Annotated in this window: 14 protein-coding genes and 2 tRNA genes; 11 read left to right on the top strand and 5 right to left on the bottom strand. The window is 71.3% G+C overall.

Annotation, left to right across the window (positions count from 1 at the left end; genetic code table 11):
• Positions 1 to 1,000: 1,000 nt before the first annotated feature.
• Complete coding sequence (locus BM051_RS04745) at positions 1,001 to 2,305, bottom strand: ABC1 kinase family protein (protein ID WP_092528562.1); 1,305 nt, start codon at positions 2,303 to 2,305, stop codon at positions 1,001 to 1,003.
• Positions 2,306 to 2,408: 103 nt separating this feature from the next.
• Positions 2,409 to 3,461 (bottom strand): hypothetical protein, encoded by a 1,053-nt coding sequence (locus BM051_RS04740; protein ID WP_092528262.1) that lies wholly within the window; start codon positions 3,459 to 3,461, stop codon positions 2,409 to 2,411.
• 212 nt (positions 3,462 to 3,673) lie between these two features.
• On the opposite strand from BM051_RS04740, the gene BM051_RS04735 reads away from it, so the two are divergent.
• Positions 3,674 to 4,195 carry a M48 metallopeptidase family protein gene (locus tag BM051_RS04735; RefSeq protein ID WP_092528560.1) on the top strand — a complete coding sequence of 174 codons (522 nt, stop codon included), beginning with the start codon at positions 3,674 to 3,676 and terminating at the stop codon, positions 4,193 to 4,195.
• Between the two features lie 452 nt (positions 4,196 to 4,647).
• Here the strand turns inward: BM051_RS04735 and BM051_RS04730 are convergent, their stop codons facing one another.
• Entirely contained in the window at positions 4,648 to 6,189 is a 1,542-nt protein-coding gene (locus BM051_RS04730; RefSeq protein WP_092528260.1) for a zinc-dependent metalloprotease, read from the bottom strand.
• Positions 6,190 to 6,293: 104 nt separating this feature from the next.
• Between BM051_RS04730 and BM051_RS04725 the strand changes: the two genes are divergently transcribed.
• Complete coding sequence (locus BM051_RS04725; RefSeq protein WP_092528258.1) at positions 6,294 to 7,421, top strand: YlbL family protein; 1,128 nt, start codon at positions 6,294 to 6,296, stop codon at positions 7,419 to 7,421.
• Positions 7,422 to 7,429: 8 nt separating this feature from the next.
• Here BM051_RS04725 and BM051_RS04720 read toward each other — a convergent pair whose 3' ends face one another.
• Positions 7,430 to 7,978: a PPA1309 family protein gene (locus tag BM051_RS04720; protein WP_092528256.1), complete on the bottom strand. Its 549-nt coding sequence runs from the start codon at positions 7,976 to 7,978 to the stop codon at positions 7,430 to 7,432.
• A gap of 158 nt (positions 7,979 to 8,136) precedes the next feature.
• Between BM051_RS04720 and BM051_RS04715 the strand changes: the two genes are divergently transcribed.
• The 9 genes from BM051_RS04715 (at position 8,137) to smpB (ending at position 16,994) form a co-directional block, all read left to right on the top strand.
• Positions 8,137 to 11,100, top strand: a complete 2,964-nt coding sequence (locus tag BM051_RS04715) for a UPF0182 family protein (protein ID WP_092528254.1) — start codon at positions 8,137 to 8,139, stop codon at positions 11,098 to 11,100.
• Positions 11,101 to 11,164: 64 nt separating this feature from the next.
• Positions 11,165 to 11,238 (top strand) — tRNA-Met (locus BM051_RS04710).
• 560 nt (positions 11,239 to 11,798) lie between these two features.
• Complete coding sequence (locus BM051_RS29670) at positions 11,799 to 12,122, top strand: DUF4288 domain-containing protein (RefSeq protein WP_243859548.1); 324 nt, start codon at positions 11,799 to 11,801, stop codon at positions 12,120 to 12,122.
• A gap of 94 nt (positions 12,123 to 12,216) precedes the next feature.
• Positions 12,217 to 12,290: transfer RNA gene (locus BM051_RS04700), tRNA-Met, on the top strand.
• 739 nt (positions 12,291 to 13,029) lie between these two features.
• The gene (locus BM051_RS04695; protein WP_092528250.1) at positions 13,030 to 13,530 is read left to right on the top strand and encodes a PadR family transcriptional regulator; all 501 of its coding nucleotides are present in this window, start codon (positions 13,030 to 13,032) and stop codon (positions 13,528 to 13,530) included.
• A 93-nt stretch (positions 13,531 to 13,623) separates the two neighbouring features.
• Positions 13,624 to 14,724, top strand: a complete 1,101-nt coding sequence (gene prfB, locus BM051_RS04690; protein WP_092528558.1) for a peptide chain release factor 2 — start codon at positions 13,624 to 13,626, stop codon at positions 14,722 to 14,724.
• 101 nt (positions 14,725 to 14,825) lie between these two features.
• Positions 14,826 to 15,515, top strand: coding sequence for a cell division ATP-binding protein FtsE (gene ftsE, locus BM051_RS04685; protein ID WP_092528248.1), 690 nt, complete (start codon positions 14,826 to 14,828; stop codon positions 15,513 to 15,515).
• 59 nt (positions 15,516 to 15,574) lie between these two features.
• Positions 15,575 to 16,474, top strand: coding sequence for a permease-like cell division protein FtsX (gene ftsX, locus BM051_RS04680; protein WP_092528246.1), 900 nt, complete (start codon positions 15,575 to 15,577; stop codon positions 16,472 to 16,474).
• 40 nt (positions 16,475 to 16,514) lie between these two features.
• Complete coding sequence (gene smpB / locus BM051_RS04675) at positions 16,515 to 16,994, top strand: SsrA-binding protein SmpB (RefSeq protein ID WP_092528244.1); 480 nt, start codon at positions 16,515 to 16,517, stop codon at positions 16,992 to 16,994.
• A gap of 149 nt (positions 16,995 to 17,143) precedes the next feature.
• Here the strand turns inward: smpB and BM051_RS04670 are convergent, their stop codons facing one another.
• A complete protein-coding gene (locus tag BM051_RS04670; RefSeq protein WP_092528242.1) occupies positions 17,144 to 18,472 on the bottom strand; it encodes an acyltransferase family protein in 1,329 nt (442 codons plus the stop codon).
• Positions 18,473 to 18,806 lie beyond the last annotated feature (334 nt).

Here is an 18,806-nt window from a genome sequence, read left to right as displayed (position 1 = left end):
GCCCTGGCCGCGGCGGCGGCGAAGGCGCTCACCAGCTCCCGGATGACGCCCGGGGCGTCCTCCCGCACCCGCGCTCGCTCGGTCCGCACCAGCACCACGCCGGCGGCGGTGAGCGCCAGGTGGTTCAGCCGACCGTCCTCCGACGCCCCGAACTGCCATCCCATTCCGACGTCGTCCCACCACGCGTCGACCGTGCCGATTCGCCGCCCCCGCAGATCACAGATCGTGACGTCCCACAGCGGCCGGGCCAGGGGTGCCCTGGCGACGAGTTGCCGGGCGGCGCCGTGCACGAACGTGGCCCGCTGGTCGTACAGGCGGCGGAGCTCCGCACGCACGGCCGCGCTGCCCCGTTGGTTCCCGGCCTCCAACTCGGCCCGCAGCCCGGCGAGGGTGCACAGGCCGTAGTAGACCGGGAGGGTGAGTACGTTGCGCAGGGCGTCGGGGTCGGTCTGCCGGCGGGCCGCGTCCACCGCCGCTCGCGCGGCGGGAGCGAACGGCAGCCCGTCCACCCGCACGGGATGGGGTGGCCTCGTGGTGCGTTCGAGCAGGATGAACTCGGGCGGCAGGACACGCCGGGTGGCCGGCACCAGGACGTGCACCGCTCGGGGCGGTGGAAGCTCCACCCCGTGTGCCCGTAGGGCGTCGACACCGGTGAGCACCGCGTCGTCGCCGAACTGCCCGATCGCCGCGCGCAGGAGCTGGCTCCGGGTCGGCGCGCCGTTGCCGAGCAGGACGACCTGGGGAAGCAGACGCCGCCACGGGCCACCGGGTCGGCAGCGGTTGTTGATCATCCGCTTGGACAGCCCGGCGGCGTGCAGTTCCCCGGTGGTGGTGACTCCCTCGGTTCCGATGGTGGTGAGGGCGCTGGTGGAAGTGGTCATGCCTCGAGGGTGCCGAGGGAAGGGAGGGCGGGGAACAGGAATCGGTGAACTGTGGACAACTCGGCGTGACGAATGGAGCCGTCGTGCTCCGAAACCAGAAGTTGGGGACAACCGACCGGCTATTCGGCCACGAAACCCGGTTGCCACCGCTCCACGATGGCCCGCAACTCCAGTTCGGCGTCGAGCTGGCAGAGGATGCCGACGGCGCCTGCGGTGACCCGGTGGATGAGCAGCCAGTTCGGCGGCAGGTTCAGCGAGCGGCCGGTGCGGAAGTCCTGGCTGCGGGTGTCGCCCATGCGCAGCGCCTGCTGCTGCGCCCACCGCCGGGTGAAGTGGAACCGCTCCTGGGTCAGCGGCGCCACCAGCGGCGCCAGGTAGGTGTAGACGTCGTCGGCGTCGAGCCGGGTACCCGGCCGGACGAACCCTTCCGCACGCAGGGCGTCCAGCAGCTCGGCGGAACGGCCCTCCAACGCCAGCCGCATGATCACCCCCAGCATGGGTGGAGTGCCGTTCGGCAACCGCGCCACCGCCCCGAAGTCGATCACGCCCAGGCGACCGTCGTCGAGCAGCATGAAGTTGCCGGGATGCGGGTCGGAGTGGAGCAGCCGCGCCCGCGCCGGCGACGAGTAGTGGAACTCGGCGAGCAGCCGGCCCGCCCGGTTCCGCTGCTCGGTGGTGCCCTCACGGATGATGTGCGCGAACGGCGTCCCGCAGACCCACTCACTCACCACGACCTTCGGCGCGCTGGCCAGCACGCGGGGCACCAAGACGTGGTCGTCCCCGGCGAACGTCTTCGCGAACCCCCGCTGGTTGTCCGCCTCCAGCCGGTAGTCGAGCTCCTCGTCCATGCGGGCGGCCAGCTCGGCCAGCAACGGCTTGACGTCGGTGCCCGGCACCAGTGCCTGGAACAGCCGGGCGAAGCGCTGCAGCTGGCGGAGGTCGCTGCGCAGGGCCTCGTCCGCTCCCGGGTACTGCACCTTGACCGCGACCTCCCGGCCGTCGTGCCAGACGGCGCGGTGGACCTGCCCGATGCTGGCCGACGCGGCGGGCTCGTCGGCGAAGTCGGCGAACCGGTCCCGCCACCCACGGCCGAGCTGCTCGGCGAGCACCCGGTGGGTCTGTCGAGCCGGCATCGGGTGGGCCGCCGCCTGCAGCTTGGTCAACGCGTCGCGGTAGGGCGCGGCCAGCTCATCCGGGACCGCCGCTTCGAACACGCTCAACGCCTGGCCGAACTTCATCGCGCCACCCTTGAGCGTGCCGAGCACCTCGAACAGCTGTTCGGCGGCCTTCGCCGACAGCGCTGTGTTGACCTCCTCCGCGCTCTGCCCGGTCAGCCGCCGCCCCCAACCACCGACCGCGCGGCCGGCGATGCCCAGCGGGAGGCTGGCCAGCTTCGCCGTCCGCGCCGCCGCGCCGCGGGGCATGACGGTGTCGGCATGGTCGTCGGTCTGCTCGCGGAAGTCGGCCACCCCGCGATTCTGCCTTGCCGATCACATCCCGCGCAGCCTCTTCGCGTGGTAGGGCCCATTACGCCTCCGGGCGTAGGCCGCCTGGCGGAAAGGCGCCGCACCGGCAGTCCGGATGCGGGTCCCAGGGGCGATGCCACACCTTGCCGTCGTAGGTGTCGATTTCCAACGTCGCGTTCCACACCGGCGGCGGCTCCGGGGTGTGACTCAACACACGCAGCACCTGCGTCGTCGCCAGCGCCGCGGCGGCCTGCACCGCGCTCAGCTCCGCGTGCTGCATCCTGCCGGCGAGTTGGCTGGCCACCCGTGGCCAGCATTCGTCGAGGTCGGCGCGGGTGAGGTCGGCGCAGCGCAGGCAGGTGCTGCGACCGGGGAACACCAGCGGCCCGATGATCCCGATGCCGTCGCGGATCCGCACCGGCAGGTGCGGCACCCCGTCGGCGACGAGTTCGTGGACGACCTCGGGAGCGGGCACGACGGCGTCGGTGAGCAGCGCGAGGTCCGGTCGGCGGCCACCGCCGATCCTGGTGGTCCTGGTCCGGCTGTTCGCCCTGTGGATGGCCGCCGCGATGGCCTCCCCGCGCTCACGGCCCACGTCTCCGTCGAGAAGCCCGGAACCCAGGTCGGACGCTGTCACCAGACCGGGGGCACGCACGTCGATCTGCCCGACACCGGCGGTCGCCAGCAGAACGGACACGGCGACGGCGAGCCTCCCACCCCCGTACACCGCCAGCGCGCACCGCTCGCGCCGTGCCACCACGTCGTGCCGTCGCATCCCGGCGCGCAGCGGCCACAGCTCGGGCTCGACCACCGTTCGGCGGCCACGGCGGTTCGACGCGTCCTCCAGGAGGCCGAACCTGGCAAGCCCGGTGAGGACGCCGCGTAGTCGTTCGGAATCGTCGCCGTTGACCTGCTCGAGCAGGGCATCGACGGTTCGGGTGCCGTCCATGGTCCGCAGCATGTCGATCACCGTGCTCGGCAGCTCGTCGGCCACCACGGCGTGCCGTGGGTCCAGGCCGACCTGCACCTCGTCGGGTTTGCGCTCGAGCACCTCCAGACCGGGCAGGAGGCGTGGACGGCGGGGGAGCGCCACCGCTGGCTGTGAATGTTCCATGAACCCAGGGTGACGGATGGCCGCTAACCGTTCGCTAAGCGACGGTGGAGTTATCCACAGGTAAGCCGCGATGTGGACAACTCGGGGCTTCTGGCGTCGCGGCCTCACCGGAAGTCGGTGACTGGCCTTACGGTGGTCCCGTGGCTGAAGCACGGGTGCCCTCGCTGCGGAACCGGGACAAGAAGAACCACCGGCAAGCCCCACAACAGAAGATCGAGGTACGGCGCAGCGCCCGCCGGCGGCGCACCGTCACCGCATACCGGGACGGTGACACGCTGGTGGTGCTGATCCCCGCCAAGATGAGCAAGAAGGAGGAAGAACACTGGGTCGCTGAGATGCAGCGCAAGCTGCAACGCACGGAGCGCAGGCGGGCGTCCCCCGCCCGAGCGTCGGACGAGGCGCTCCTGCTGCGCTGTACCGAGTTGTCCGCGCGCTACCTGGACGACTCCGTCCTGCCGGCCAGCGTTCGCTGGGTCCCGCCGATGCGGACGAGGTGGGCCTCGTGCACCCCGGCCGACCGGACGATCCGAGTGAGCGAGCGGCTCCGGGAGGTCCCGTCCTGGGTGCTCGACTATGTGCTCGTGCACGAGCTGGCCCACCTGCGGGTGGCGGGACACAACGCGGAGTTCTGGCGGCTGGTGCGGAACTACCCGAGGACCGAGCGGGCGATCGGCTACCTCGAGGGCCTTTCCGCCGCGGCCGGTTGGGGCCTCACCACGGACGGCGACGACTAGCACCCGGCGACGCGGATGGCCCCGCACGCCGGCCGCGGGCGATGACGACGTCGGCCGGCGGGACGTGCGGCGGCTCAGCCGGTGGCCCGTCTGGAGCGCGGCCTGTCCGGCGGTCTCCGCCGACCGCGGGCGGTTCCGGTGGACGAGGCGCGGGCCAGGGCTCGGATTGCCACTCGTGCCGCTGGGCGGGGCCGCCACCAGGGCGGTAGCGGCTGCAGGCCACTCGCTGGCACCGTGACCTGGAGCGTCGCGGTGGACCATGGGTTGGCAGGTCGGACGAGCTGCCGGTATGGCGGTGACCTGTCGAGTCAGGCGCGGGTGCCAGCGCGCGGGTGCGCGGCGACGGGCCGGCGTGGTGGAACCGGTCCCGGTGCGCGGGCGCGGGTGTCAGGGCGCGACGGTGCGGGGGCGAGACAGGGCGCCGGTGTGACGACCTGTGCCGGTCGCTGGCGTCAGCGGTCGTCGCTGGGCCGGTCGTTCCGGTCCGAGTGGTCGGAGTGGTCGGCTCGTGGGTCGCCGGGTTCCGCGCTGTCGTTGTCCTCGGCCTTCGGGCGGCCGTCCTGCTCGTCCGGGCCGCGGTGACCCCGGTCCTGGTCACCCGAAGCCTGGTCATCGCGCGACTCGTTCCGCGACGCCTCGCCCGAGGATGCCTCGCCCGCGGAGTCGGTTGCCGCCTGCTGCTCGGCCCGCTCGGTGCGCTCCAGCTCAGTGAGCGGATCCAGCTGGCCCACCGCGTCGCCGGACTCGCCGAGCCGCTCGGCGAACTCGAGTGGCTCGTCCAGGTCCTCCGCGTTCGGCATCAGGTCGGGATGCGACCACAGGCCGTCCCGCCGCTGCATCCCGTGCCGATCGCCGACCAGCTTCCACAGCGCCGCCGCCGCCCGCATCCGCCGTGGCCGCAGCTCCAACCCCACCAACGTCGCGAACGTCTGCTCCGCCGGCCCACCGGTGGCCCGCCGCCGGCGCAACGTCTCCCGCAGCGCGTCCGCCCCGGGCAGCCGGTCCCCGACCGCCTCGGCCACCACGACGTCGACCCAGCCCTCGACCAGCGCCAGCAACGTCTCCAGCCGGTTCAGCGCCGCCTGCTGCTCGGGGGTGGTGTGCGGCTCCAGCAGTCCGGAGGACAACGCCTCCTCGATGCTCGCCGGGTTGCTCGGATCCACCCGGCCGGCCAGCTGCTCCAGCGCCGAGGTGTCCACGCTGATCCCGCTGGCGAACTCCTCCACCGTCGCCAGCAGCCGCTGCCGCAGCCACGGCACGTGCGCGAACAGCCGCTGGTGCGCCGCCTCCCGCGCGGCGAGGAACACCAGCACCTCGCTGCTCGGCCGCTCCAACCCCTCGGTGAACTTCTCGATGTTCGCCGGCAGCAGCGCCGACGTGGCGTCCGGCCCGAGTGGCAACCCCACCTCGGTCGAGGTGAGCACCTCGGAGGCCAGCTCGGCCAGTGCGTTGCCCAGCTGCGAGCCGAACGCCATCCCGCCCATCTGGCCGACCATCGACAGCAGCGGCCCCGCCGCCTGCTTCGCCTCCTCGGGCAACGCCTGCACCCAGGCGCCGGCCACCTGCTTGGCCACCGGGTCGCACAGCCGCTGCCACGTCGGCAACGTCCGCTCCACCCAGTCCCGGGACGTCCAGGCCACCGTGCTGGTGGCCCCCGCCGGCAGGATGGTCGCCGCGTCCAGCCACAGCTCCGCCAGGTGCGCCGCGTCACGCACCGCGGACTCCGTCGAGGAGTCCGACGTGGTGAACCCGGCCTTGGCCTGACCGGTCGCCGCCAACCGCTGCACCGCGATCTGCTTGGCCAGGTCGTAGTTCACCGGCCCCGTCGAGCTGCCCGCCTGGCTGAGCATCTGGCCCAACTGGGTGAGCATCTGCCCGAGCTGGTTGAACGCGTCGGCGCCCGGCTGCTGCTGCCGCCCACCGGACTCCGAGGAGTCGTCGTCGCCACGGTTGTCGGGATCGGGAAGACCGAAGCCGAACGGGGGATTGCTCATATCTCCACCGTACGCGGCCCGCCCGGGCCGCACCGGTCCAGGCATGGCCGAGTCCGCGTGGCCTGTCCGGCCTCGCCACCAGGACCACCGTACGCTGTGACGCTGTGAGCGAGTCCCGCGACAGAGCCGCCGAAACGGGTCGGGCCGACACGCTGACCACCGGGTTCCCGGCGCCCCCCGACGACACCGACCAGAGCACGCACCTGAGCCGCCGCGGCTGGACCCTCGTGCTCAGTGGCGCGCTGGTCGTGCTGTTCGGGCTGCTCGGCGCGTTCGTCCGGGTGCCCTACGTGGCCCTCGGCCCTGGACCGACCTACAACACCCTCGGCACCGTCGACGGCACCCCCGTCATCCAGATCGACGGCGAGCAGACCTACCCCACCGAGGGCGAGCTGCGGATGACCACGGTCTCGCTGAACGACGACGTCACCCTGTTCGGCGCGCTCGGTTTGTGGGCCAGCGGGCGCTACGCGCTGGCACCCCGCGAGGAGTACTTCAAGCCGGGGGAGACCGACGAGGAGGTCAAGAAGGAGAACGTCGAGCAGTTCCGCGACTCGCAGAGCAACGCCGAGGTGGCCGCCCTGCGCCGGCTCGGCTACCCCGTCAAGGTGCTGGCCAAGGAGGTGGTGGCCGGCAGCCCCGCCGACCACGTGCTGAGCGCGGGCGACCGGCTCCTGGTCGTCAACGGCAGGCCGATCAACACCGAGGAGGACGTCCGCACCGCGCTCGCCGACACCCGGCCCGGGGACACCATCTCGCTCACCTTCCAGCACGAGGGCCAGCCCGAACGGACCGCGACCCTCACCCTGGCGGAGAACCCCGACCCCCAGCGGTCCGAGGGGTTCATGGGCCTGCAGCCGGTGGAACGCGCCGACGTGCCCTTCGACATCAAGATCACTCTCGAGGACGTCGGTGGGCCCTCGGCCGGCCTGATCTTCGCCCTCACCATCGTGGACCGGCTCACCCCCGGCCCGCTGGTCGAGGGCGAGCACGTCGCCGGCACCGGCGAGATCGACGACAGGGGCAACGTGGGGCCGATCGGCGGCATCTCCTTCAAGGTCGTCGCCGCCGAGGAGGCCGGCGCCACCGTGTTCCTCGTCCCCGAGCGCAACTGCTCCGAGGCCGCCGCCGCGGCTCCCGACGGGCTCCGGCTGGTCAAGGTGACCGACCTCGACAGCGCCGTCACCGCGCTGGAGAACCTGACCGCCGGCCGGCCCGTTCCGTCCTGCTGACCGGGGGCTCAGGGCTCCAACGTCGCCCGCAGCGCGGTCACCAGGTTCGGCGCCAGCTCGGGGTGCTCGACGATCTCCTCGACGTCGTCCGCGCCCGTGCCGCGCAGCCGCATCACGCACGCCGCCGTGCCCTCCCGCAACACGACCGCCACCAGCCGCGCCTCGGTGCGCCGAGGATGGTCCGCGGCCGCCTGGCGCAGCCGCTGCGCGTCCGCCTCGCTCCCGCCGGCCTCCGGCAACTCCGCCTCGGCGTCCGGAGGAAGCACGACGATCTCCTGCGCCAGCGCGCAGCCGCGCACCGCCTCGGGCCACGCGATCCGGCCCAGCACCTCCGCGAGGTCCCCGTCCGGCAACGCCTCCTGCGCCACCGGCGTCAGCGGCGCCGCCGCGTCGAGCCGGTCGGCCAGGTCGGGCTGCTGGCTGAGCAGCTCCGCCGTCGGCACCAGCGCGAACAGTTGGGGTGGCTGGTTCCACCCCGCCGCCGACACGAACTCCTCGACTTCCCTGGCCACCGCCGCCACACTGGCACTCGCCGCCGACATCTCGCTGTCCGCCATGTAGGTCATCGTGACAGCAATGCCGACCAGGCGCCCTCTCCCGTCCGGTTTGGGTGTTTGATGGAACTCGGACCCCCACCCGTAGAGTTGGGTAGTCAAGGGGCAGTCGGCGGTACGGGCGCCCCGCGAACGAGATCACGACCACAGGAGCGTGCGCAGTGGCCACTCGGCCCCCGGTGACCATGCCGAAGCTGTCCCGACGCAGCCGGTTCTTGCTGATCCTCGCCGGCATCGTCGTGCTCGCGTTGCTGCTCGGCGCGCGGCTGCTCGACACCTACATCGACTGGCTATGGTTCGGCGAGGTCGGTGCCCGCAGCGTCTTCACCACCGTGCTACTCACCCGCGTGGCGTTGTTCTTCGCCACCGGGCTGCTGGTCGGTGGGTTGCTCGCGATCAGCCTCGTGATCGCCTACCGGACGCGTCCGGTGTTCGTGCCGGTCTCCGGCGCCGACGACCCCCTCGCCCGTTACCGCTCCCTCGTGGTCAGCCGGGTCCGGCTGTTCGGCATCGGCATCCCGGTCGTCGCCGGGTTGATCGCCGGCGCCAGCGGCCAGGCCGACTGGGAACGGGTGCAGCTGTTCTTCAACGGCACCAACTTCGGCCAGACCGACCCCGAGTTCGGCCTCGACATCGGCTTCTACGCGTTCAGCCTGCCGTTCTACGGATGGCTGCTCGGCTGGCTGTTCGTCGCGATCGTCGTCGCGTTCCTCGGCGCGTTGGCCGCGCACTACCTGTTCGGCGGGGTCCGGCTCGCCGGCCGCGGCGGACAGATCTCCGGCCCGGCGCGGGTGCAGCTCTCCGTCACCATCGGGCTGTTCGTGCTGCTGAAGGCGGTCGAGTACTTCCTCGACCGGTACTACCTGATGCTGTCGGACCGCAACGAGCCGCTGTTCACCGGCGCCACCTACACCGACCTCAACGCCGTGCTGCCGGCCAAGTGGATCCTGCTGTGCATCTCGGTGTTCGTGGCGGTGGCGTTCTTCGTCGGCGCCTTCCTGCGCAACGTCCAGCTGCCGGCCATCGCGCTGGTGCTGCTGATCCTGTCCGGCGTGCTGGTCGGCTGGGCCTTCCCCGCCGTGCTCGAGCAGTTCCAGGTGCGGCCCAACGCCATCGAGAAGGAAGCCGAGTCGATCCAGCGGAACATGGAGGCCACCCGGTACGCGTTCGACCTGCGGGACGTCGACTACCGGGAGTACGCGGGCAAGTCCGAGGCCACCCCCGCCGAGGTGCGGGCCGATCAGGGCACCATCCCGAACATCCGGCTGCTCGACCCGAGCGTGCTCGAGCCCACCTTCACCCAGCGCGTCGGCCGGGAGAACTTCTACGGCTTCTCCGAGAAGCTCGACATCGACCGGTACGAGGTCGGCGGCAAGACGCAGGACTACATCGTCGCCACCAAGGAGATCAAGACCAGCGGACTGGTGGAGAACCAGCGCACCTGGATCAACCGGCACCTGCGCTACACCCACGGCAACGGCTTCGTCGCCGCGCCGGCCAACACCATCGACCGCGCGCTGGCCGACGCCGACAGCGAGGGCGGCTACCCGGTCGCCGGCACCAGCGACACCCAGAACCCGACCGGCGCGCACGGCATCCGGGTCGACGAGCCGCGGATCTACTACGGCGAGCTGACCACCGACTACGCCATCGTCGGCGGGGAGCCCGGCAAGGCGCCCGGTGAGTACGACTCCGCCAACAAGAGCGACTACATCTACCAGGGCAACGGCGGGGTGCCGATCGACAACTGGATCAACCGGCTGGTGTTCGCCGCCAAGGAGGGCGAGCGCAACATCCTCTTCTCCGACGCCATCAGCGACGGCTCGAGGATCATGTACAACCGGGACCCGCGGGACCGGGTGCGCAAGGTCGCGCCGTGGCTGACCGTCGACGGTGACCCCTACCCGGCGGTGATCGACGGCCGGATCAAGTGGATCGTGGACGGCTACACCACGATCAGCAACTTCCCGTACTCGCAGCAGACCCAGATCGACGACGCCACGCAGGACACGCTCGCCGGCGTCGCCCGGCAGCAGTCCAGGACCGTCAACTACATCCGCAACTCGGTGAAGGCCACGGTCGACGCCTTCGACGGCAACGTCGATCTGTACACGGCCAACGAGGACGATCCGGTGCTCAAGGCCTGGGCCAGCGTCTTCCCCGGGATCGTGAAGCCCAGCAGCGAGATCTCGCCGGAGCTGCGGAAGCACTTCCGCTACCCCGAGGACATGTTCAAGATCCAGCGCCAGCTGCTGACGAAGTACCACGTGCAGAAGCCCACGGACTTCTACAGCACCGAGACGTTCTGGGACGTGCCCGCCGACCCGACCAAGGGCGGCGCCAACGACCCGAACAACGAGGCGACCAACCAGCCGGCCTACTACCTGCTGGCGCAGATCCCCGGGCAGGACCAGGCCACCTTCCAGTTGACGAGCCCGCTCACGCCGCTGCGCCGGCAGTACCTCGCCGCGTGGGTCTCGGTGTCCTCCGACCCCGGGACCTACGGCGACATGACGGTGCTGCGGCTACCCACCGAAATCGGCGCCGGGCAGCAGGTCGAAGGCCCGGTGCAGGTGCAGAACCGCTTCCAGAGCGACCCGCGCGTCGCACGTGAACGTACGCTGTTCAACAACCCGCAGATCGACGTCATCTACGGCAACCTGCTGACCCTGCCGGTGGCCGGCGGGTTCCTCTACGTCGAACCGGTCTACATCCGGCAGAAGAACGAGAACAGCTTCCCGCAGCTGGCCCGCGTGCTCGTCTCCTACGGCGGCAAGATCGGCTTCGACGCCACCCTGAAGGGCGCGCTCGACCAGGTGTTCGGCGAAGGAGCCGGCCAGGCCGCCACCGGCCCGGAGCAGGGCGGTAACCCTCCCATCCCCGAGCCTGGCGACGATCCGGACCAGCAGGTGACGCCGCCGGCGGACGGCCAACAACAGCAACCGCCAGCTGACGGGGCGCAGCTCTCCCCGGACGCGCAGGCCGCCGCGACCGACATGGCCAACGCCTACAAGGCGCTGATGGACGCCCGGCGCAACGGCGACTTCGCCGCCGAAGGCAGGGCGCTGGCTCAGCTCGACGCCGCCTACCAGCGTTACAGCCAGGCCGGCACGGGAGGTGGCTGAGATCTCCGGTGACACCCGGTCCGCACCCCGGTGAACCCGAGGTGTAGACTGGGTGTCACACCGACGCGGGGTGGAGCAGTTCGGTAGCTCGCTGGGCTCATAACCCAGAGGTCGCAGGTTCGAATCCTGTCCCCGCTACAGAGCCTGGGAGCCCCCTGTCTGCGGAATGCGCAGACAGGGGGCTCTTTCGCGTGTTTTCTGGGGGCGCAGCCCCCAGACCCCGCCCGGGGGCAAGCCCCCGGACCCCCCAGGGCGTGGTTGCGTTGGGTGGGGAGGTCCGGTTGGTTCCCCGGATCCCCCGGGGCGTGGTGGCGTTAGGTGCGGTTGGTTCCCCGGTCCCCGGGGCGTGGTTGCGTTGGGTGGGGGAGGTGCGGTTGGGGGCTCAGGTGGGACTCCGCCTCGGCTTCCCGGTCGTGGTTGCGTGGGTGGGGGAGGGTCCGGTTGGGCTTGTCGGGCTCCGGTGGGGGTGCGCCGGGTAGGGATGGTCCGGTCGGGCTGGGCTTCTGATGGACCGGGGTTGCTGCACCATCCTCCGTGGGTTCTCGGGCCGCCCTCCGCCCGGGGTGGCGTTTCAGCCATTCCTCCTCCCCACCCCCAACCGTCAACACACTGGGGCTTCGGGGTGGGGACCCGGCATCCTGGGACGTGTCAGCCCGGTGCGGGTGGCACGTTCAGCGGGCTTCGAGGTGGTGGGTGTCGTGGGGGTTTTCTCGGCGGTGTTGGTGTACTCGTCCACCGGCGACGGGGAGGGGTACGTGCCGCTCTACGAGGAGAGCGTCGTGCTGCTGGTCGCCGAGACCGAGGAGGCGGCCCGGGAGCGAGCCTGGGAGCGGGGCCGGGCACGTCAGGTCAGCTACCACAACGAGCTCGGCGAGCTGATCAGCTGGCGGTTGCTGCACGTCGTGGACGTCAGCGAGGTGACGGACGAGCTGGCGGACGGGGCGGAGGTCCACAGCCGGCATTTCCGGAACTACGCCGCCTACCGATCCTTCGAGCCGCTGCTGTCGGGGGAGGAGCTCTGACCTGCGCCCGCGCGGGCGCAGGCCTGCCGCCGAGCCCCCGGGGGAGGGGGTGCCCGGCCCGCGAGACCCATCCGGTAGGCTGGTGTCACACCGACGCGGGGTGGAGCAGTTCGGTAGCTCGCTGGGCTCATAACCCAGAGGTCGCAGGTTCGAATCCTGTCCCCGCTACAGAGCCTGGGAGCCCCCTGTCTGCGGAATGCGCAGACGGGGGGCTCTTTCGCGTGTTTTCTGGGGGCGCAGCCCCCAGACCCCGCCCGGGGGCAAGCCCCCGGACCCCCCGGGGCGTGGTTGCGTTGGGTCGGGGTGGTCCGGTTTGGGCCCGGCGCCCCGGGGGGCGCCGGGGCGGCGCCTGGGGGTCCGGGTGCTTGAGCGTGTCTTGGTTGTGTTGGGTGGGGGTCCGGTTGGGCTTGTTGGGCTCCGCTCCTGGCTTCGGTGGGGTTGTGGCTCCTCGGGGTGTTCTCCGTCCGGGTTGGGGTTTCGGCCATTCCCCCTCCTCACCCCGATCCGGAGCCGCTTTGCGGTTGGGGGTGGCGTGTCAAGGCACGCTTTCCCGCCTTGACACGGTGCCCCCAACCGTCGACACACTGGGGCTTCGGGGTGAGGACCGGCGCCCCGGGACGTGTCAGCTGGGCACGGGTGGCACGCCCAGCGGGTTCCGGGGTGGGAACCCGGCATCATGGGACGTGTCAACCTGGCGCATGGGTGGCACGCTCAGCGGACCCGGGGGATGGAGGCCCCGCCCTCGTACTGGGGAGGTTCGGGGAGTGCGGTTGGGGGTATCGGTTCGGCGGATCGGGGGTGTGTGGTCCATTCGGATTGGTCCATTCGGGTGCCCGAAAGGCTTCCACAGTGGACGGAATCAAGGCCACTGTGGACAGAAGCTGGAAAACGTGGCACTGTGGTAGACGTGTCCGATCTGAATGCAACAGCCGCAGCTCTGCTAGGCCTGCTCCACGACGGCCCCGCCACGGGTGGCGAGCTCGTCGCCGCCGCTGACGACCGCTTCGGCGCGTTCTTCAGCGTCACCCGCAGCCAGGTCTACCGCGAACTTCCCGCCCTGGCCGAACAGGGGCTCGTCCGACTGGGCAAGCAGGGCCCGCGCTCCAGCCAGCAGTACGTCATCACCGCCGCCGGCAAGAAGGCCTTCAAGGCCTGGCTGCTCACCGACGCCGGCCCCGACCACCTCCGCAGCCCGCTCATCCTGCGGTTGGTCCACGCGAAGTCGTTGACCCCGAAGCAGCGGGCCAACCTCTTCGAGGCGGCCAGGGCCACCTACACCGAGCAGCTCGACGAGGCCAAGGCCGCGGTCAAGGCCGCGCCCGACCCCGTCACCAAGGCCGTCGCCGAGTTCGGCCAGGCCCACGCCAGGGCCGCGGTGAAGCTGGTGGACGCCCTCGCCAACGCCTGAGGCACCCACCGGAGCGGCCACCAACCGGCCTCCCGGCCGCCCATGGCCGGTGCGCCGCAAGCGGCCGGGAGAATTGCCGTAACCTTGGTGGACGTGAGTGGTGACTTCGAAGCCGACCTGAAGGACCTCGCCGGCAAGCTCTCCCAGGTCGAGTCGGTGATGGACCTCGACGGCCTGCGCGCGCAGGTCGCCGACCTCGAGGAGCAGGCGGCCGACCCCAACCTCTGGGACAACCCCGAGGCCGGGCAGAAGGTCACCAGCCAGCTCTCCCACCGGCAGGCCGAGCTGCGCCGCGTCACCGACCTGCGACAGCGGCTCGACGACCTGGGCGTGCTGCGCGAGCTCGCCGTCGCCGAGGGCGACCCGGCCAGCATCGCCGAGGCGCAGGACGAGCTGGCCCAACTCGCCAAGGAGATCGACACCCTCGAGGTGCGCACCCTGCTCTCCGGCGAGTACGACGACCGCAACGCCGTGGTCACCATCCGCTCCGAGGCCGGCGGCGTCGACGCCGCCGACTGGGCCGAGATGCTGCTCCGCATGTACCTGCGCTGGGCCGAGCGGCACGGCTACCCGACCGACGTCTACGACATCTCCTACGCGGAGGAAGCCGGCATCCGCTCCGCGACCTTCAAGGTCTCCGCCCCGTACGTGTACGGCACCCTCTCCGTCGAGCAGGGCACCCACCGCCTGGTGCGGATCTCCCCCTTCGACAACCAGGGCCGCCGGCAGACGTCGTTCGCCCACGTCGAGGTGCTGCCCGAGGTCGAGGAGGTCGACCACGTCGACATCCCGGAGAAGGACATCCGGGTCGACGTGTTCCGCTCGTCCGGTCCCGGCGGGCAGAGCGTCAACACCACCGACTCCGCGGTGCGCATCACCCACCTGCCCACCGGCATCGTGGTGTCCTGCCAGAACGAGAAGTCCCAGCTGCAGAACAAGGCCGCCGCGATGAAGGTGCTGCAGGCGAAGCTGCTGCAGCGCAAGAAGGACGAGGAGCGCGCCGAGCTCGACGCGCTGCGCGACGCCGGCTCGAGCTGGGGCAACCAGATGCGCTCCTACGTGCTGCACCCGTACCAGATGGTCAAGGATCTGCGTACCGAGTACGAGGTCGGCAACCCCTCCGCGGTGCTCGACGGCGACCTCGACGGCTTCCTCGACGCCGGCATCCGCTGGCGCAAGCAGCAGGCGTCCTGAGCGGGCTCCGGTGACGCCCGGGTGGCCTCGGTCACCTGGGACGACCCGCCAGTCCGGAGGCAACCCGGGCTTAACCGGCGCCCTGAGTAGGATGGCCCACCGTGATCCGGCTCGACAGCGTGACCAAGGTCTACAAGACGTCCACTCGTCCCGCGTTGGACAGCGTGTCCGTCGACGTGGACAAGGGTGAGTTCGTCTTCCTGATCGGCCCGTCCGGGTCGGGCAAGTCGACGTTCCTCCGCCTGCTCCTGCGCGAGGAGGTCCCCACCAGGGGCCGGGTCTTCGTGTCCAACTTCGACGTCGCCAAGATGGCCCGCCGCAGGGTCCCCCGACTGCGGCAGACCATCGGCTGCGTCTTCCAGGACTTCCGGCTGCTGGCGAACAAGACCGTCGCCGAGAACGTCGCCTTCGCGCTCGAGGTGATCGGCAAGCCCAGGCACACCATCGCCAAGGTGGTGCCCGAGGTCCTCGAGTTGGTCGGCCTCGAAGGCAAGGCCGACCGGATGCCCAACGAGCTGTCCGGCGGCGAGCAGCAGCGCGTGGCCATCGCGCGCGCGTTCGTCAACCGCCCGCTGGTGCTGCTCGCCGACGAGCCCACCGGGAACCTCGACCCGGACACCAGTCAGGACATCATGCTGCTGCTGGAGCGGATCAACCGCACCGGCACCACGGTGCTGATGGCCACCCACGACCACTCGATCGTCGACTCCATGCGTCGCCGCGTGGTCGAGCTGCAGCTCGGCAGGGTGATCCGCGACGACAAACGAGGGGTGTACGGCGTGGGCCGCTGACTCCCCGGCCTCGCCCGCCACCCGCCCCGCAAGCCCCCGACCCAAGGGAATACCGCCCGATGCGTGCCAGTTTCGTGTTCAGCGAAGTGCTCACCGGCCTTCGCCGCAACGTCACGATGACCATCGCGATGATCCTCACCACCGCGATCTCCCTCGGCATGCTCGGCGGTGGCCTGCTCATCGTCCGCACCATCGACAAGATGAAGACCGCCTACATGGACGATGTCGAGGTGGCGGTGTTCCTCACCGAGGACATCAGCGCCAACGACCCGGCGTGCACCCAGCAACCCTGCACCACCATCCGGCAGGAGCTGGAGAGCAACCCGGCCGTCGAGTCCGTTGTGTACGAGGACCGGCAGCAGGCCTACGAGCGGTTCCAGGAGATCTTCCAGAGCCAGCCCGAGCTGGTTGAGCTGGCCCGCCCCGAGTCGTTGCCCGCCTCGTTCCACGTGAAGCTGTTCAACCCCGAGCGCAGCGACGTGATCGTGCAGGAGTTCACCGGCCAGGCCGGGGTGGACAAGGTCGACGACCAGAACAAGTTCCTGGACCGGTTCTTCGGCGTGCTCAACGCCGTCCGGGACGGCACGTTCATCGTCGCGCTCTTCATGGCGCTGGCCGCGCTCCTGCTGATCTCCAACACCATCCAACTGTCGGCGTTCACCCGGCGTACCGAGGTCGGCATCATGCGCCTGGTCGGTGCCACCCGGTGGTACACGCAGCTGCCTTTCCTGCTCGAGGCCGTGGTGGCCGGCGTGTTCGGCGCGCTCGTCGGGCTCGGTGGCCTGGTCGGGCTGAAGTACCTCGTGATCGACCGCGTGCTCGGCGCGACGTCCGGGATCATCCCGCAGATCCAGTTGCTGGACATCGTCTACCCGGTGGCGCCCATCCTGGTCGGCGTCGCGGTCGTCATCTCCGCGATTACCGGCTACGTCACGCTGCGGCTGTACGTCCGGCACTAACCGGCTGCGTCCACCGGCCTCGACCACGTAGAGTCACGGTATGCCCAAGGAGACCGGCCGCAAGGTGATCGCGTCGAACCGCCGCGCGCGACACGACTACTCCATCCTCGACATCTACGAGGCGGGCGTCGTCCTCGTGGGCACCGAGGTGAAGAGCCTGCGCGCCGGCAAGGCCTCCCTCGCCGACGCGTTCGCCACCGTCGACGACGGCGAGGTCTACCTGCGCGGGCTGCACATCCCCGAGTACGAGCACGGCACGTGGACCAACCACGAGGCCCGCCGGACCCGCAAGCTGCTGCTGCACCGCGGCGAGATCGAGAAGCTGATCGGCAAGACCAAGGAGAGCGGCCTCAGCCTGGTGCCGCTGTCGCTGTACTTCAAGGACGGCAAGGTCAAGGTCGAGCTCGCCCTGGCCAAGGGTCGCAAGGCCTACGACAAGCGACAGGCCATCGCCCGGCGGGACGCCCAGCGCGAGATGTCCAGGGCGATGGGCCGCGCGCTGAAGGGCAAGTACCGCTGACCGGCCCCGAGACCGACGCCGACGTCCCGGCGTGGCTGCGGTCGCTCGGCCCGCCGGCCTCGAGCCCGGGGTGGCGAAGACACTGGCGGCGCGCTGCGCGCCGGCGCGCGGTGCCGCACGACACCTCGGCCGCGCCGCTCGGCACGTGATCAGGGCGCGACCCGCCGTGCCCGCTGCCACACCGCGAGCGCCCTTCCGGCCAGCTCGGCCACGTCCAGCGCGCGACGGGCGAGGAGGAACCCACCCAGCACCAGGGCCACCCACGGCAGCGGACCGGCCTGCCACCCGCCGTCGACCGGGGTGGTGAAGCCGCGCGCCGCCAGCCCGAGCAGCCCCGCGGCGCCCAGCGTCATCGCCACCACCAGCTGCGGCAGCGCCGGCGGCGCCGAGCGGGCCGGCCTTCGTGCCTCCACCCCGGCCACCACCCTCAGCAGGGCCAGCAGCACCCCGGCGGCCAGCACCAGCCACACCGGCGCCGCGGCCAACCACTCCGGCGTGCCGGGCTCCGGGGTCGCGTAGCCGAAGCCGAGCACCGCGACGCCGGTGACCACGATCAGCGCCGGCATGTGCCACAGGTAGATGCTCATGAACCGAGCGCCGAGCCAGCCCAGCGCCGCCGCCACCGGCGGCCGGGCGGCGAACGCGGTCAGTGCCGGCCGGGCCGCCAGCAACAGGCCGAGCTGGCCCAGCGCCACGGCGACCAGGACCATGGTGGGCGGGCTCATGTTCGACATCGGTGCCCCCGGCATCCCGATCATGCTGGCCGCGTAGGGCCCGGACGTGACCAGCACGGCCGCGCCGCCGAAGCCCGTCGCCGCGAGGCCGAGCGCCGCCCGTCGGCCGAGCCCGGCCAGCGGGCCCTCGACGTAGCAGAAGCCGAGCTGGTGCACGGCCACCCAGACGAACACGGCGTTGAGGTAGCCGACCTCCGCCGCGACGCCGAAGCGCGCCACGTCGACCACCGCCGCCGCGGCGGTGAGCAGCACCGGCACGGCCAGCCCCCACCGGCGGTGCGCCGCGGCCATGACCGGGGCGAGCAGCACCGTCACCAGGTAGACCGCGAGGAACCACAGCAGCTGTCCGGCGATCGAACCGGCCACCGCCACCGGCTGCTCCGGGACACCCAGCTCGCGCAGCGCCTCCGGCACGACCAGCCACACCGCCGCCAGCGGCAGCACCGGCAGCAGCAACCGTTGGGCCCGGGCGGCCAGCCAGGCGCGGGTGGACGCCGCGCGGCGCAGCGACAGCAGGTTGGCCGCGCCGCCGGCGAAGAACACGAGCGGCATCACCTGCGACAACCACGTGAAAGCCCACCAGCCTGGGGTGGTCAGGGCGTTGCCGGTGGCGATGGTGGTGCCGTCGAACGCCAGCACCGGCATCAGCCAGTGCTGCAGGACGACGGCGAGGATCGCGCCGGCGCGCACGAGATCCAGGAACACGTCCCGGCCGGCGGCCAGGCTTCTCGGCGAGGTCTGCATGGCTAGGAAGCCTGGTCGGCGCGGGTGTGGGAAACACGCCGGCGGACCGGCCTCTTCGGACTCCGGAGGGCACCAGAGACGTGGTGGGGCAGGCCCCACCACGGACACTCCGGAAAGGACCGCGACGCGGGCCAGATCCGGAGGGCCGGGGTTGGGGATTGGGTGGAAAGGGGGCGGCTGGTGTGGGGCGAGGCCGCCAGGCGGGCGGGGGCGTTACCCCCGAGCCCAAGGTGGCTTGCGTACACATGCGGTACCGAAGGCCACCTCGGGCTCGCGTCCGGCCGAGATGTCCCCCATGGTGCGAGGCCGCGCCAGGGAAACTCGCCCGACGCGG

The organism is Amycolatopsis arida (assembly GCF_900115565.1).
Lineage (GTDB): Bacteria > Actinomycetota > Actinomycetes > Mycobacteriales > Pseudonocardiaceae > Yuhushiella > Yuhushiella arida.
Note: the sequence above shows the minus strand (reverse complement) of the source record. Positions and strands in the feature narration are given on the sequence as shown.